This window comes from Streptomyces sp. NPDC014894 (assembly GCF_043080985.1).
Taxonomy (GTDB): domain Bacteria; phylum Actinomycetota; class Actinomycetes; order Streptomycetales; family Streptomycetaceae; genus Streptomyces.
In genome coordinates, this window is sequence record NZ_JBIBWD010000013.1 from 18,312 (window position 1) to 32,694 (window position 14,383).

The following is a 14,383-nucleotide window of genomic DNA, read 5'->3' on the forward strand; positions in this document are numbered from 1 at the left end:
TCCGCGAGGCCCGGGCGCGGCGGCCGGATCAGACCATGGCCTCGTGGACGAAGCACCAGCGCCAGTCCTCGCCCGGTTCGAAGGACCGGATGACCGGGTGCTCGGCGGACGCCGCGTGGGCGCGGGCGTGGCGCTTCGGCGAGGAGTCGCAGCAGCCGACACGGCCGCAGGTCAGACAGAGGCGCAGATGCACCCAGACGGATCCCTCGCGCAGACAGTCCTCGCAGCCCTCCGGGGTCCGCGGCACGACGGGCCGGACGAGGGCGAGATGCGGATCGCGTTCCACGGTCATCGGTTCTCCTCCGTCGTGTCCCGGAAGGTCACGGTCAGCTCGCCGTCCTCAGCGTCGAGCACCACGGTCACGTCCTCCCGCGCCTCACCGCTGAGCAGGGCGCGCCCGATCCGCGTCTCGACCTCGTGCGAGATGAAACGCCGCAGCGGGCGGGCCCCGTAGACCGGGTCGTACCCCTCGCTCGCGATCAGCCGGCGGGCCGGCTCGGTCAGGGCCAGCGCGACGCGCTGCTCGGCCAGGCGGCCGCGCAGCTCGTCGAGGAGCAGATCCACGATGCGTTCGATCTGGGCCAGACCGAGCGGGCGGAAGAGCACGATGTCGTCCACCCGGTTGAGGAACTCGGGGCGGAAGTGGCCGCTCAGCTCGCCCATCACCAGCTCCCGCACCTCGGGTTTGATCTCGCCGTCCTCGGCCGCGTCCTGGAGCAGATACTGCGAGCCGAGGTTGGAGGTCATGATGACGACCGTGTTGCGGAAGTCGACGGTACGCCCCTGGGCGTCGGTGATCCGGCCGTCGTCCAGCACCTGGAGCAGGGTGTTGAAGACATCGGCGTGCGCCTTCTCGATCTCGTCGAAGAGCACGACCGAGTACGGTTTCCGCCGCACCGCCTCGGTGAGCTGGCCGCCCTCCTCGTACCCCACGTATCCGGGCGGAGCGCCCACCAGCCGGCTGACCGTGTGCCGTTCCTGGTACTCGCTCATGTCCAGCCGGACGATATTGCTCTCGCTGTCGAACAGCGCGGCGGCCAGCGTCTTGGCCAGCTCGGTCTTGCCGACGCCGGTGGGGCCCAGGAAGATGAACGACCCGATCGGCCGCCGCGGGTCGCGCACCCCGGAACGGGCCCGGATCACCGCGTCGGCGACCAGCCGTACGGCCTCGTCCTGGCCGACGACCCGCTCCCGGAGGATCTCGTCGAGGCGGAGCAGCTTCTGCCGCTCGCCCTCCTGGAGCCGGGTGACGGGGATGCCGGTCCACGCGGCGACGATCCCGGCGATCTCGTCGGCCGTGACCACCTCGCGCAGCAGCCGGGTCTCGCCCTGCCGCACGGCGAGCTGCTCCTCCTCGGCGGCGAGCCGGCGCTCCAGCTCGCCGACGGTGCCGTAGCGGAGCTGGGCGGCCCGGTTGAGGTCGTAGGAGCGCTCGGCCTCCTCGGCCTCCTGCCGGGCGTGCTCCAGCTCCCGGCGCAGCTCCTGGACGCGGCGGATGGCCTGGCGCTCGGCCTCCCACTGGGCGTGCTGGGCGTCCACCTCCCCGCGCAGATCGGCCAGTTCGCGGCGGAGGTCCTCCAGCCGGGACCGGCTGGCCGGATCGGTCTCCTCGGCCAGCGCCGCCTCCTCGATCTCCAGCCGGGTCGCCCTGCGGCTGAGTTCGTCCAGCTCGGCAGGCATGGAGTCGATCTCGGTGCGCAGCCGGGCGCAGGCCTCGTCCACCAGGTCGATGGCCTTGTCGGGCAGGAACCGGTCGGTGATGTAGCGATGGCTGAGAGCGGCGGCGGCGACCAGCGCGCCGTCCTGGATCTTGACCCCGTGGAAGATCTCCAGCCGTTCGCGGATGCCGCGCAGGATGGAGATCGCGTCCTCGACGGTCGGCTCGTCCACCAGGACGGTCTGGAAGCGGCGTTCCAGCGCGGCGTCCGACTCGATGTGCTTGCGGTACTCGTCCAGCGTGGTCGCGCCGATCATGTGCAGCTCACCGCGGGCCAGCATCGGCTTGAGCATGTTCCCGGCGTCCATGGCCCCTTCGGCGGCGCCCGCCCCGACGACGGTGTGCAGCTCGTCCACGAAGAGCAGGATCGCGCCCTCGGCGCCCTTGACCTCGGCCAGCACGGCCTTGAGACGTTCCTCGAACTCGCCCCGGTACTTGGCCCCGGCCACCAAAGAGCCCATGTCGAGCGAGAACACCGTCTTGTCCCGCAGACCCTCGGGGACGTCGCCGCGGACGATCCGCTGGGCCAGCCCCTCCACGATCGCGGTCTTGCCCACACCGGGTTCGCCGATCAGCACCGGGTTGTTCTTCGTCTTGCGGCTCAGGATCTGGATCACCCGCCGGATCTCGGCGTCCCGGCCGATCACCGGATCGAGACGGCCGGTACGGGCCTCCACGACCAGATCGCGGCCGTACTTCTCCAGGGCCTCGTAGGCGGCCTCGGGATCGGCGGAGGTGACCCGCTGATGGCCGCGCACCCCCGCGAGCGCGGTGAGGAAGCCGTCCCGGGTGACGCCCTGCTCGGCCAGGCGCAGTCCCGCGGCGGCGGCCGGGCCCTCGTCCAGCAGGGCCAGGACCAGATGCTCGGTCGAGACGTACTCGTCCTTGAGCCGCCGGGCCTCCCGCTCGGCCGTGTCGAGGAGCAGGGCGAGGCGCTGGGTGACCGTCAGCCGCCCGGGCTCCGCGCCCGGTCCCGTGGTGCGCGGACGCCGGGCGAGATCGCCCTCCACCGCCTCCCGCAGCGCGTCCGCGTCGGCCCCCGCGCCCGTCAGCAGCCGGGCCGTGAGCCCGTCCCGCTGATCGAGCAGCGCGAGCAGCAGATGCTCCCCGTCGACCTCGCTCTGCCCCAGTCGCACCGCCAGGCTCTGGGCTTCCCGGAGCGCCTCCTGGGACTTCTGGGTGAGGCGGTTCATGTCCATGGCGTTCCCTCCTCGGCGGCGCGCTCGCTCTGCCGCAGCGCGCTCTCCAGGGCGTCGATGCGATCCAGCAGATCCAGCACGACCCCGACGGCCGCGTAGTTCAGGGACAGCCCGGACCGCAGCCGCTGGACCCGGGCCAGGGCCGACGGCGCGGTGGTACGGAACCACAGCCGGCCGGCCCCGTCCCGCTCGGCGTCCACCAGCCCGAGGGCGACGAGACGGCGGACCATGTCGGGCGGCAGACCGCTGCGCCGGGCGACGCCGGTCAGGGTCAGCCGGTAGGGGGTGCTCCGGTGGATCCGCACCAGCGGATAGCGGGCGAGGGGGGCGCCGCCGCCCTCCGCCGCCGGGGTGGGGTCGTCGGCTCTCATGTCTGCTCCCTCCGGTTCCGCGGGTCCTGGGAGTTCCGGGAGCGGTTCCGGGAGTCGCGCGCGTCCGCGCTGTCCCGCGGGGCTCTCGGATCGAAGGCCGAGACGGCCGCCAGCTCCTCGAAGAGTTCGCGTTCCCGGGCGGTCGCCTCGGGCGGGACCATCACCCGGATCTCGGCGTACAGATCGCCGGCGCTCCCCCGGGGACGGGGCATCCCCTCGCCGCGCAGCCGCAGCCGGCGGCCGGTGGACGAGCCCGGGGGCACCTGGACCTTGGCGGCGCCGCCGGGGCCGGTGACCGGCACGGTCGCGCCGAGCGCCGCCTCCCAGGGGGTGACCGGCAGATCGACGTGGACATCGCGGCCGGTGAGCCGGTAGCGGGGGTGCGGGGCGAGCCGGACCACGAGATAGAGATCGCCGGCCGCGCCCGGGCCGCGCCCCCGGCCGCCCTCGCCGGCGAGCCGGATCCGCTGGCCGTCGATCACGCCGGCCGGGATGTTCACGTCGTAGCCGCGCTCCCCGCCGGGGCCGCCGAGGGTGATCCTGCGCCGGCCGCCGCGATGGGCCTCCTCGACGGTGAGGGTGAGTTCGGCCTCCTGGTCCGCGCCGGGCGCGGGTCCGCCGCCCCGGCCCGCCCGGCCGCCGAACAGATCGCCGAAGAGATCCTCGAAATCGACCCCGGAGCCGCCGAAGCCGCCCTCCCGCCGGCCGCCTCCCGCACCCCCGAACGGCCCGCCGCCGCTCCAGCCGCCCCCGCCGAACCCCCCGGCGGCGGCGACCCGTTCGTCGTAGTCCTCCGGGACCTGCCGGAAGTCGGGGCCGAACCGGTCGTACCGGGCCCGGGTGTCCGGGTCCGCGAGGACTCCGTACGCCTCGTTGATCTCCTTGAAGCGCTCCTCGGCCGCCGGATCGCGGTTGATGTCGGGGTGGTGGCGGCGCGCCAGGGTGCGGAAGGCCTGCTGGATCTCGGCCGCGTCGGCGGTGCGGGGGACGCCGAGCACCTCGTAGTAGTCGCGGGCCACGGCGGCCTCACTCCTCCTTCCGGCTGACGGCCACCGCCGCCGGGCGCAGCTGACGGCCGGGGTCGCCGTAGCCGGGGCGCATCACCTGGACGACGGAGCCCGGCGGGGCGTCGGGGTCGTCGACCACGGACACCACGTCGTGCAGCATGGGGTCGAAGGGGACGCCGGTCTCGTCGTGGCGCGGATAGCCGAGGCCCCTCAGCACCTCGACGGCCTGGTCGCGGACGGCCCGGACGCCGCTGACGATCGCGCCGGGGTCGGCGTCGGCGTGATCGAGGGCCAGTTCGAGATGGTCGAGGACGGGGAGCCAGGCGGCGGCCACCCGGGCGCGTTCGGCCTCCAGCTCCCGGGGCCGGTCGCGGGCGTGGCGCTTGCGGAGGTTGTCGAGATCGGCGAGGGCGCGCCGCCAGCGGTCCGTCAGCTCCTCGGCGTCCGGCTCTCCGGCGTCGGGCCGGGTCACGGCGGCCTCCGGGGGATTCTTTCCGTTCTGCCAGAGTTCGGGGGGCGACTCGGGCGGGGAGTCGGCCGGCTCGGGGACGTCCGCGCGACGCCCCGGGGTCTCCTCGGTCATGACCTCACCTCAGCTCCGGTCGAACTCGGCGTCGATGACGTCGTCGTCCCCGGAGTCCCCCGGGGAGCCGGGTCCGCCCGGTCCGCCGGCGGACTCCGGGCTTCCGGGGGCCGGGCCGCCCGCGCCCTCGGCGGACCGGGCGCTCAGCGCGGCGTACATCTGCTGAAGCTCGGAGGTGAGCGAGCGGGAACGGTCCGCCGGCGCTTCCTCCTTCACGGCGGTACGCGCCTGATCCACCAGGAGTCCGGCGCGGGCGCGCTCGTGCTGGGGAGCCGCTTCGCCCAGCTCGCCGAGCCGTCGCTCCACCTGGTAGGCGGCGGCGTCCAGCTCGTTGCGGGCGTCGACCGCCTCGCGCAGCGCCTGGTCGGAGCCGCGGTTGCGCTCGGCCTCGTCGATCATCCGCTCGACCTCCGCCGGGTCGAGATTGGACCCCTCGCTGATGGTGATCGACTGTTCGGCGGCCGTCTCCTTGTCCTTCGCGCCGACCTTGAGGATGCCGTTGGCGTCGATGTCGAAGGTGACCTCGATCCGGGTCTCGCCGCGCGGCGCGGGCGGGAGGTTCTCCAGCCGGAAGCGGCCCAGCACCCTGTTGTCGGCGGCCAGCTCCCGCTCGCCCTGGAGGACGACGACGTCCACGGCGGGCTGGTCGTCCTCGGCCGTGGAGAAGATCTCCGAGCGCCGCGCGGGAATGGTGGTGTTCCGCTCCAGGATCCTGGTCATCACCCCGCCCGCGGTCTCCACGCCCAGCGAGAGCGGGGTGACGTCCAGCAGCAGTACGTCCTTGACCTCGCCCTTGAGCACCCCGGCCTGCACGGCCGCGCCCAGCGCCACCACCTCGTCCGGATTGACGCTCATATTGGGGTCCTTGCCGCCCGTGAGCCGGCGCACCAGCGCCTGCACGGCCGGGATCCTGGTCGAGCCGCCGACCAGGATGACCTCGTCGATGTCGTTCTCGGTGACCTTCGCGTCGCTCATCGCCTGCTTGACCGGCCCCAGACAGCGCTCCACCAGATCGGCGGTGATCTGCTCGAACGTGGAGCGCCGGATCGTCTCGGTCAGATGCTTGGGCCCGGCGGCGTCCGCGGTGACGAACGGCAGGCTCACCTGGGTCTGGGTGACCGAACTCAGCTCCGTCTTCGCCTTCTCGGCCGCCTCGAACAGCCGCTGGAGGGCCTGCGGGTCCTTGCGCAGATCGATCCCCTCGGCCTGCTGGAACGCGTCCGCCATATGGTCCACGAGCCGCCGGTCGAAGTCGTCGCCGCCGAGATGGGAGTCGCCGGCCGTGGAGCGGACCTCCACCACCCCGTCGCCGACGTCCAGGATGCTGACGTCGAAGGTGCCGCCGCCGAGGTCGAAGACGAGGACGGTCTCGTGCCCCTTCTTGTCCAGTCCGTAGGCGAGCGCCGCCGCGGTCGGCTCGTTGATGATGCGCAGCACCTCAAGGCCCGCGATCTTCCCGGCGTCCTTGGTCGCCTGCCGCTGCGCGTCGTTGAAGTAGGCGGGCACGGTGATGACGGCCTCGGTCACCCGCTCGCCGATCGACCTCCCGGCGTCGTCGGCGAGTTTGCGCAGCACCTGCGCGCTGATCTCCTCCGGCGCGTACTGCTTGCCGCCGACGTCGAAGCGGGCCACTCCGCCGGGCCCCTCCACGACGTCGAACGAGACCGCCCTGGCCTCCTCGGACACCTCGTCGTAGCGACGGCCGACGAACCGCTTGGCGGAGGTGACGGTGCCCTTGGGGTTGAGGATCGACTGACGCCGGGCGAGCTGACCGACCAGCCGCTCGCCGTTCTCGGTGAAGGCGACCACCGAGGGGGTGGTCCTGGCTCCCTCGGCGTTCGGGACGACGGCCGGCTCACCGCCCTCCCAGACCGCGATGACCGAGTTGGTGGTACCGAGGTCGATACCGACTGCCTTCGCCATGGGAATCTCCTCTGCCGTGTCGAGGACACGACAGCGCCGCCGCGACGGCGTCCGGGCAGCCGTGCCCGGACGCCGTCCGGCGTCGCGGTCGCACTCGCGGCCCAGGGTCGCGCGCCGCCCTCGCCGGTTCTTCGCCCTGGCAGGACCAATCCGCGGCGGCCGGACGGTCCGCGAGGTCAGGGGGCCGCCGGCCGGCGGGGGCGCTCGCCGCGGCCGGGCGTGGCTGTGGGTGCCTCGGGCCCGGGCGTGGCGGTGGGTGCCTCAGGCCCGGGCGGGGTGCTCGCCGGGCCGGCCGGGCGGCGGCGCTCGCTGATGAGGGCTCGCGCCGGGCGGCGTAGCGTGGGTGGGCGGAGCCGGCCGCGAAGCCAGACGTCGAGCCTCGAACGGAGCCCGATGGACGCCGCCCCTATTCGGACCGCCGGGCCCGCGGGCCCCGCGCCGCCGGACGACGCCGCCCGGCCGGACGAAGCCGCCCGGACCGCCGTACGCGGCGACGCCGCGCCCCGGCCGCCCGCGGTGGCCGCCAGGGACGCCGAGCCCGAGCCCGAGTCCGAGCCCGTGCCCGTGCCCGCCGCACCGGCGGGCGGCGTCAAGCGTCCCGTACCCCCGGACGGTCCCGCGCCCGGGTGTCCCGTACCCCCGGACGGTCCCGCGCCCGGGTGTCCCGTACCCCCGGATGCCGTAACCCCGTACGACCTGCCCCGGCTCGTCGCGGGCGTGCTGGACCACCGGGACGAGCACGGGATGCTGTGGGCCGCCCTGGCGGCGATCGCCGCGACCGGGCCGTTCGCGGCCGTGGCGGCCTACACGGTGGACCGGGGGCGGGTCCGCCGCCGTCCGCCGCCCGGCCCGGAGACGCCGGAGGACCCGTCCGGGGCGGCCACGGCCCTGCGCGGCGCTGTCGCCGGCCGTCTCGACCGGCTGATCGGCGCGCTGGACGGCCACGGCGGACATCTCGCGCTCGACGGGCCGGGCGCATCCGGTACAGCCGGTACGTCCAGGACTTCCGGTACGTCCGGGACTTCCTGCGGGGACGGTGAGCTGGTGCTGCGGGCCGTCGCGCTGCGTCACCGGGACCGATGTCTCGGCTATCTCGTGGTCCGGGTCCTGGCCGCCCCCTCGGCGCGGGAGAGCGCCGACGCCGATCTGGTCGCCCGGGAGACCGCGGCGGCCCTCGCGGCGCTCGGCGGCCGGGCCGAGGGCCCTCCGGGGGCCGACGGCGAGCCGGCCGACCCCGGCCTCGGGGCAGCCGTCCTCCGGCTCGCCGCCCGAGGAGCCCTGCACGAGGCGCTCGCCCGCGCGGCGGCCTCCGGCGAGGGCGAGGCGGGGATCCTGCGGATCCTGCACGAGCACACCGGTCTCCCGGCCCGCACCGAGGACCGCTTCGGGAATCTCCGCCTCCGGGCCGGCCCGGACGACCCCGACGGCCTCGGCGACCCGAACGGCTCCGGCGGCCCCGACAGCCCCAGTGACCCCGGCGGCCCCGGTGACCCGAACGGCTCCGGCGGCCCCAGCGACCCCGACGGCCCCGGCCGCGACGCTCCCGGCCCCGGTGACCGGTCCCGCCCCCGCCCGGCCGGCGCCGGACCCCGTGCCCGGCCCGGACCCCGCCCCGACGGCTCCGGACTCCGTGCCCGGCCCGGCCCCCGCCCCGACGGCTCCGGTCCCCGCGACCGGCCCGGACCGCCCGGCGCGGTCCGCGAGCGGGAGCGGCTGACCGTCCCCGTCGCCATGGCCGGCGACCCGCTCGGCCTCCTCGCGCTGGAGGACCCGGAGCGCCGTGCCGGGGATCCGGAGCTGGCGGCCCTCGAACAGACCGCGCTCGTCCTCGCCCCCCTCCTCGCCCACGAGCGCAGACTCGCCGAGCTGGAGCCGCGGCTGCGCCACGATCTGGTCGAGAGCCTGATCTCCGGCACGGCGGCCGACGACGTGTTCGTCCGGGCGGCCGGACTCGGCCACGATCTGCACCGGCCGCACCGGGTCGCGGTCCTGCGCTGGACCGGCGCGATCGGCGCGGCGGCCGTCGGCGACGCGGTGGAGCGGGCGGCCGCCCGGCTGCGGCTGGACGTCCTCGCCGGCTCCCGCGACACCAGCACGGTCGTCCTGCTCGCGGGCCGCGACACGACGGCGGCCGGCGGACTGTACGAGGCGGTCTCCGAACTGCTCGGCACGGCGGCGGGGGCCGTCGGCGTCGGCGGCCCCTGCGAGGGCTTCGCCGATCTGCCGCACTCCTACGAGGAGGCCGTCCGCGCCCTCGCCGTACGGCGCGGATCCCATGAGCCCCACGGCAGCACGGGCTTCGAGGAGCTGGGCCTCGTCCGCATGATGGGCGCGGGGGACGACGAGCGGGAGGCCGACCGCTTCGTCCGCGAGTGGCTCGGCCCGCTGCTGGAGTACGACGCCCGGCACCGCACCGACTTCACCGCCACGCTCTCGTCCTACCTGGAGAGCGGCGGGAGTTACGACGCCACCGCCGAGGCCCTCCACATCCACCGCAGCACCGTCCGCTACCGGCTCCAGCGCATCCGCGAGGTCACCGGCCACGACCTCGGCCATGTCGACACCCGGCTCAACCTCCATGTCGCCAGCCGGATCCACCGGGTGCTGGACCGCCCCCGCTGACCGAGGGCCCCGGGGGAGCCCGCCCGCCGGGGATTCAGCCGTCGGAACGGGCCACGGTCACCCGGGTCCGCTCCCGGAGCCGGGCGAGCAGCTCGGGATCGGCCCCGTCGTCGACGATCAGCCGGTCCAGCCCGTCGACCGGCCCCAGCCGGTGCAGCGCGGTGCGCGCGAGTTTGGTGTGGTCCATCAGCAGCGCGCTCGTCGCGGCCGACTTCAGCATGGCCCGCTTCACCAGTACCACATCCTGCTCCTGGTGATAGGCCGTACGGGAGTCCAGGGCCGAGGTCGACACCGCCACCAGGTCCACGGAGAGCGCCTCGATCGCCTCGACGCACGGTATGCCGAGGAAGGAGTCGTGGGTACGCGAGTACTCGCCGCCCAGCGCGATCAGCCGGATCCCCTCCCGGTCCGTGAACAGGTCGATCACCCGGCGGGCGTTGGTGACCACCGTGAGCGGCGCGAGGGAGGTGAGGAGCCGGGCCATCGCCAGCACGGTGGTGGAGTCGTCCAGCATCACCGACATCCCGGGCTCCACCAGGGCCGCGGCGGCGCGCGCCACGGCGTTCTTCGCGGCGGTGTTGACGCCGAGCCGGTAGTCGAGGCTCGACTCGAACACCGTGGACGGCAGGGCGGACGCGCCGCCGCGGAAGCGCCGGAGCACGCCCCGGCGTTCGAGGTCGTCCAGATCGCGGTGGACCGTCATCAGGCTCACGCCGGTCAGCTCCGCCAGATCCGCCCCGGTGGCGGTGCCGTGCTCGACGACATGCTCGGCGATACGCCGTCGGCGCGCGTCGCCGGAAGTTCTCTTCATGGTGCCTCTGTCTCGCGCATCGGGGGTGGACGGCGGAGTGGGCGGAACGGGCACAGCGGGCGCGCCCGGGACGCGGGAACAACACCGCTTCACGTTCGCGCTGTTGAATTTAACAAACAATCACACTTCGCACCCCGGAGGTTTGAAGGCCCGGCGCCGCCCCGGCGGAGGCGTCCTCGCCGGGCCCCGCGCAATGCTGCGCGATGCATCCATCATTCATTCGGACAGACGCATTGACAGTATTAACGAAAACGATGTTAAGTGTATCGCGCGGAATCAGGACGAAGGTCTACAGGGCAACAGGTCTACTGGACGGTACCCGGGCGTTGCGACGGTGGCGGTGTCTCTCTCTCGCCTCCCCCGTGCCGCAAGCGGAATTCCAAGGAGAAACCTGTGAAGCACTCCTCGCTCAGAACGCTTGCCGCAGCGATGTCCGTCACGGCGGTTCTCTTATCCAGCGCGGCCTGTTCCACTTCCACCGGCGGTTCGGACAAGGGCTCGGGAAACAGCTCCGCGAAGATCGCTTTCCTCATGCCCGATCTCGCCTCGACCCGCTATGAGCTGTACGACGCTCCGCTGTTCAAGGCCCGGATCAAAGAGCTGTGCGGCGGCTGCGCCGTTCTCTACCAGAACGCCGGCGGGGACGCCGCCAAGCAGCAGCAACAGGCCAACTCGGCGCTCGCGCAGGGTGTCAGGGCGATCGTGCTCGACCCGGTCGACTCCGCCGCCGCGGCCACCACCGTCCGTACCGCGCAGTCCCGCGATGTGCCCGTCATCGCCTACGACCGGCCGATACCCAAGGCCCGGGCCGATTTCTACGTCTCCTTCGACAACGAGAAGATCGGGGCGATGATCGGCCAGTCGCTGGTCGACCGTCTGAAGAAGACCCGAGCCAAGGGCGGCATCCTCCAGGTCAACGGCTCGCCCACCGACGCGGCGGCCGGTCTGATCAAAAAGGGGATTCACCGGTCCGTCGACGGCAGCGGAATCGATCTCCTCGCCGAGTACGACACCCCCGCCTGGGAGCCGAGCAAGGCACAGGACTGGGTGAGCGGGCAGATCAGCAAATTCCCCGGCCGGATCGCCGGAGTGGTGGCGGCCAATGACGGCACCGGCGGCGGCGCGATCGCCGCGTTCCGCGCGGCGGGGGTGAAAGTGCCGCCCGTGACCGGGAACGACGCCGAAGTCGCCGCCGCGCAGCGAATCGTGAACGGCGATCAGTACAACACGATCTCCAAACCCATCAAGACCGTCGCCCGTTCCGCGGCGAACGCGGCGTACGCCCTCGTCCAGGGCGAGAAGCCGAAGGGGAACGCCACCCTCTTCGACACCCCGTCGGAGCTGTTCACCCCCACGGTCGTCACCCGGGAGAACATCGCCGAGGTGCTGGTGGGCTCCGGGAAGCCGCTCGCCGCCGCCGACGTCTGCACCGGGACGTACGCGGCCGCCTGCGCCGAACTCGGCCTCGGCTAGCGGTCCCCGACCCCGCCCGACGCCGGGCCGGGACCGGCCGCGAATCACCCGTACACCGAGCGGGACCGGTCGCCATCCGCCCGTACACCCGGCCGGGACCGGTCACCAGCCGCCCGGCGCGCCGATCTGACCCGACCCGACCCGACTCGACGCGATTCGGTCCAGCCCGACCCGACCCGACCCGACCCGACCCGAACCGATTCGATTCGGTCCGGACGCCGGGAGCCCTCCCGGCCGAGCGCCGCACGAGACTCATGCCCCCTGCCCCGAAGGTGCGCCATGTCCTCTCCGTCCCCTCCGCCGTCCCCGCCGGGGCAGGGCGCGCCGCTGCTCTCCCTGCGCGGCATCAGCAAGTCCTTCGGCGCGGTCGCCGCGCTCACCGATGTCGCCCTCGACGTCGCGGCCGGCCAGGTCGTCGCCCTCGTCGGGGACAACGGCGCGGGAAAGTCGACCCTGGTCAAAATCCTCTCCGGCGTCCATCCGCCGGACGCGGGAACCATCGGCTTCGCCTCCCGGACCGTGACCGTGCCCACCCCGGCAGCCGCCCAGCAGCTCGGGATCGCCACCGTCTTCCAGGACCTGGCCCTGTGCGAGAACCTGAACGTGGTCGAGAACCTCTACCTCGGCCGTGAACTGCGCGCGCTCCGGCTCGACGACGTGGCCATGGAGGTCAACGCGCGCGCCCTGCTCAAGGAGTTGTCGGCGCGGATCCCGTCCGTACGGGCGCCGGTGGCCGCCCTCTCCGGCGGCCAGCGGCAGACGGTCGCCATCGCGCGCTCGCTGCTCGGCCGCCCCAAGGTGATCATCCTCGACGAGCCCACGGCCGCCCTGGGCGTGGCGCAGACCGCCGAGGTGCTCAATCTGATCGAGCGGCTGAGGGAGCGGGGGCTCGGCGTCATCATGGTCAGCCACAGCATGGCCGAGGTGAAGGCCGTCGCGGACACCGTCGTCGTGCTGCGGCTCGGCCGCAACAACGGGGTGTTCGACGCGGCCGAGGCCACCGCCTCCGACCTGGTGGCGGCGATCACCGGCGCCGAGGACAACGTCGTCAGCCGCCGCGCCGACCGTGACCCGCGCCCGCGCCCGGCCGGCGCCGTACCCGTGGACCCCGCCGCGCCCCCGGATCCCGCCGAGGCCCCCGGGTCCGAGGCCCCCGGGTCCGAGGCCCCCGGGTCCGACGCCCCCGTCGACGCCGCCGGGCCGCCGGGCGGGGCCGAGGGGCGTGCCGGGCCCGGTCCGTCGGCCGATGTGAACAGGAGGCCCCGATCATGACGCGACCGGCCGCCACACCGACCCAGGGCCCCGCACCGGACGGGCCGCCCCGCGAGCACGCGGCCGCCGCCGGCCCCCGGGACCTGCTCTCCGCCGCCGTGGACCGGCTGCGCGGCGGGGATCTCGGGATCGTGCCCGTGCTCGCCGGGCTGATCGTGATCTGGACCGTCATGCAGATCCTCAACCCGATCTTCCTGTCGAGCGCCAACCTCACCAATCTGGCCCTGGAGAGCGTTCCCGTCGGCGTCATCGCCCTCGGAGTCGTCTGTGTGCTCCTCGTCGGACAGATCGATCTGTCCGTCGGCTCGATCAGCGGACTCGGCGCCGCCGTCCTCGCCGTCCTCTTCGTCGACCGGGGGCTGCCGTCCTGGGCCGCCGTCCTCGCCGCCCTGGTGCTCGCCGCGCTGATCGGCTGGTTCTACGCACAGGTCCACCATCGGCTGGGGGTGCCCAGCTTCGTCGTCACCCTCGCCGGGCTGCTCGGCTTCCTCGGACTCCAGCTGTGGATCCTCGGCACGAAGGGCTCGATCAACCTGCCCTTCGAATCCGGCCTGGTGACCTTCGCCCAGCTCGCCTTCGTGCCGCCGTGGCTGGCGTACGCCCTGGTCGCGCTGAGCGCCCTCGCGCTCTACGCGACGGGCCGCTCCCGGGCGAGGGAACGGCGGCGGGCCTCGCTGCCCGCGGCCTCGCGGAGGCTGCTGGCGGCGCGGAGCCTGGCCCTTCTCGCCGGCCTCGGCGTCGCGGTCTGGTACCTCAACCGCGACCGGGGCGTGGGCTGGATGTTCGTCCTCTTCCTCGCCCTGGTGCTCGCGCTCCACTACGCCCTGACCCGGACCCGCTTCGGCAAGGCGATGTACGCGGTCGGCGGCAACGCGGAGGCGGCCCGGCGCGCGGGCATCGACGTCCGGGCGGTGCTCACCGCCGCCTTCGTGCTGTGCACCACCCTCGCGGCCGCCGGCGGGGTCCTGGCCGCCTCCCGGCTCGCCGCCGCCAATCAGAGCAGCGGCGGCGGCGACGTCAATCTCAACGCCATCGCGGCGGCCGTCATCGGCGGTACGAGTCTCTTCGGCGGCCGGGGGAGCGCGTTCGCCGCCCTGCTCGGCGTCCTGGTGATCCAGTCGATCTCCAGCGGACTCACGCTGCTCAACCTCGACTCCGCCTACCGCTTCATGGTGACCGGCGCGGTGCTGCTGCTCGCCGTCGCCCTGGACTCCGTGGCACGGCGGTCGCGGGTCGCCCACGGGCGGGCCTGAGGCTACGGCGGCCCGAGGCCACGAGGGGCCCCAGGCAGCAGGGGCCCGAGAGCGCGCCCGCGTCCGAGGGGCTCGACCGGGCCCGAGGCTCCGACCGGGCCCGAGAGCGCGGCCCCCGGTCTCGTACCGGCGGCCCGTGCTCCGGCGCCTCC

11 protein-coding genes are annotated in these 14,383 nt (G+C 73.9%); 4 read left to right on the forward strand and 7 right to left on the reverse strand.

Annotated elements, in window-relative coordinates:
• Positions 1-28: 28 nt before the first annotated feature.
• The 6 genes from ACF089_RS27625 to dnaK are packed head-to-tail and all read right to left on the reverse strand — an operon-like array spanning position 29 to position 6,800.
• On the reverse strand, positions 29-292 hold the full coding sequence (locus ACF089_RS27625) for a UBP-type zinc finger domain-containing protein (protein WP_392031955.1): 264 nt from the start codon (positions 290-292) through the stop codon (positions 29-31).
• The gene (gene clpB, locus ACF089_RS27630) at positions 289-2,916 is read right to left on the reverse strand and encodes an ATP-dependent chaperone ClpB (RefSeq protein WP_392031958.1); all 2,628 of its coding nucleotides are present in this window, start codon (positions 2,914-2,916) and stop codon (positions 289-291) included. Before clpB ends, ACF089_RS27625 begins: the two co-directional genes overlap by 4 nt.
• Positions 2,907-3,287 (reverse strand): chaperone modulator CbpM, encoded by a 381-nt coding sequence (locus ACF089_RS27635; RefSeq protein ID WP_392031961.1) that lies wholly within the window; start codon positions 3,285-3,287, stop codon positions 2,907-2,909. Before ACF089_RS27635 ends, clpB begins: the two co-directional genes overlap by 10 nt.
• Positions 3,284-4,306: a DnaJ C-terminal domain-containing protein gene (locus ACF089_RS27640; RefSeq protein ID WP_392031964.1), complete on the reverse strand. Its 1,023-nt coding sequence runs from the start codon at positions 4,304-4,306 to the stop codon at positions 3,284-3,286. The genes ACF089_RS27635 and ACF089_RS27640 overlap by 4 nt, the downstream gene beginning before the upstream one ends.
• A gap of 7 nt (positions 4,307-4,313) precedes the next feature.
• The gene (locus tag ACF089_RS27645; protein ID WP_392031967.1) at positions 4,314-4,877 is read right to left on the reverse strand and encodes a nucleotide exchange factor GrpE; all 564 of its coding nucleotides are present in this window, start codon (positions 4,875-4,877) and stop codon (positions 4,314-4,316) included.
• Positions 4,878-4,886: 9 nt separating this feature from the next.
• Positions 4,887-6,800, reverse strand: a complete 1,914-nt coding sequence (gene dnaK / locus ACF089_RS27650; RefSeq protein WP_392031970.1) for a molecular chaperone DnaK — start codon at positions 6,798-6,800, stop codon at positions 4,887-4,889.
• Between the two features lie 393 nt (positions 6,801-7,193).
• Here dnaK and ACF089_RS27655 point away from each other — a divergent pair, with 393 nt between their 5' ends.
• Complete coding sequence (locus tag ACF089_RS27655; RefSeq protein WP_392031973.1) at positions 7,194-9,422, forward strand: helix-turn-helix domain-containing protein; 2,229 nt, start codon at positions 7,194-7,196, stop codon at positions 9,420-9,422.
• Between the two features lie 34 nt (positions 9,423-9,456).
• On the opposite strand, the gene ACF089_RS27660 is transcribed toward ACF089_RS27655, so the two are convergent.
• The gene (locus tag ACF089_RS27660) at positions 9,457-10,233 is read right to left on the reverse strand and encodes a DeoR/GlpR family DNA-binding transcription regulator (RefSeq protein WP_392031976.1); all 777 of its coding nucleotides are present in this window, start codon (positions 10,231-10,233) and stop codon (positions 9,457-9,459) included.
• Between the two features lie 429 nt (positions 10,234-10,662).
• Between ACF089_RS27660 and ACF089_RS27665 the strand changes: the two genes are divergently transcribed.
• The 3 genes from ACF089_RS27665 to ACF089_RS27675 all read left to right on the forward strand — a co-directional run bounded on the left by ACF089_RS27665 (position 10,663) and on the right by ACF089_RS27675 (position 14,231).
• Positions 10,663-11,706, forward strand: coding sequence for a substrate-binding domain-containing protein (locus ACF089_RS27665; RefSeq protein WP_392032437.1), 1,044 nt, complete (start codon positions 10,663-10,665; stop codon positions 11,704-11,706).
• A gap of 279 nt (positions 11,707-11,985) precedes the next feature.
• Positions 11,986-12,978, forward strand: a complete 993-nt coding sequence (locus tag ACF089_RS27670; RefSeq protein ID WP_392031980.1) for an ATP-binding cassette domain-containing protein — start codon at positions 11,986-11,988, stop codon at positions 12,976-12,978.
• Positions 12,975-14,231: a sugar ABC transporter permease gene (locus tag ACF089_RS27675; RefSeq protein ID WP_392031983.1), complete on the forward strand. Its 1,257-nt coding sequence runs from the start codon at positions 12,975-12,977 to the stop codon at positions 14,229-14,231. Before ACF089_RS27670 ends, ACF089_RS27675 begins: the two co-directional genes overlap by 4 nt.
• Positions 14,232-14,383: the final 152 nt, after the last annotated feature.

Coding starts and splice junctions, on each gene's coding strand:
- ACF089_RS27665 (WP_392032437.1), top strand. CDS start 10,663: ATGTCCGTCACGGCGGTTCTCTTATCCAGCGCGGCCTGTTCCACTTCC.
- dnaK (WP_392031970.1), bottom strand. CDS start 6,800: ATGGCGAAGGCAGTCGGTATCGACCTCGGTACCACCAACTCGGTCATC.
- ACF089_RS27670 (WP_392031980.1), top strand. CDS start 11,986: ATGTCCTCTCCGTCCCCTCCGCCGTCCCCGCCGGGGCAGGGCGCGCCG.
- ACF089_RS27655 (WP_392031973.1), top strand. CDS start 7,194: ATGGACGCCGCCCCTATTCGGACCGCCGGGCCCGCGGGCCCCGCGCCG.
- ACF089_RS27625 (WP_392031955.1), bottom strand. CDS start 292: ATGACCGTGGAACGCGATCCGCATCTCGCCCTCGTCCGGCCCGTCGTG.
- ACF089_RS27660 (WP_392031976.1), bottom strand. CDS start 10,233: ATGAAGAGAACTTCCGGCGACGCGCGCCGACGGCGTATCGCCGAGCAT.
- clpB (WP_392031958.1), bottom strand. CDS start 2,916: ATGGACATGAACCGCCTCACCCAGAAGTCCCAGGAGGCGCTCCGGGAA.
- ACF089_RS27635 (WP_392031961.1), bottom strand. CDS start 3,287: ATGAGAGCCGACGACCCCACCCCGGCGGCGGAGGGCGGCGGCGCCCCC.
- ACF089_RS27675 (WP_392031983.1), top strand. CDS start 12,975: ATGACGCGACCGGCCGCCACACCGACCCAGGGCCCCGCACCGGACGGG.
- ACF089_RS27645 (WP_392031967.1), bottom strand. CDS start 4,877: ATGACCGAGGAGACCCCGGGGCGTCGCGCGGACGTCCCCGAGCCGGCC.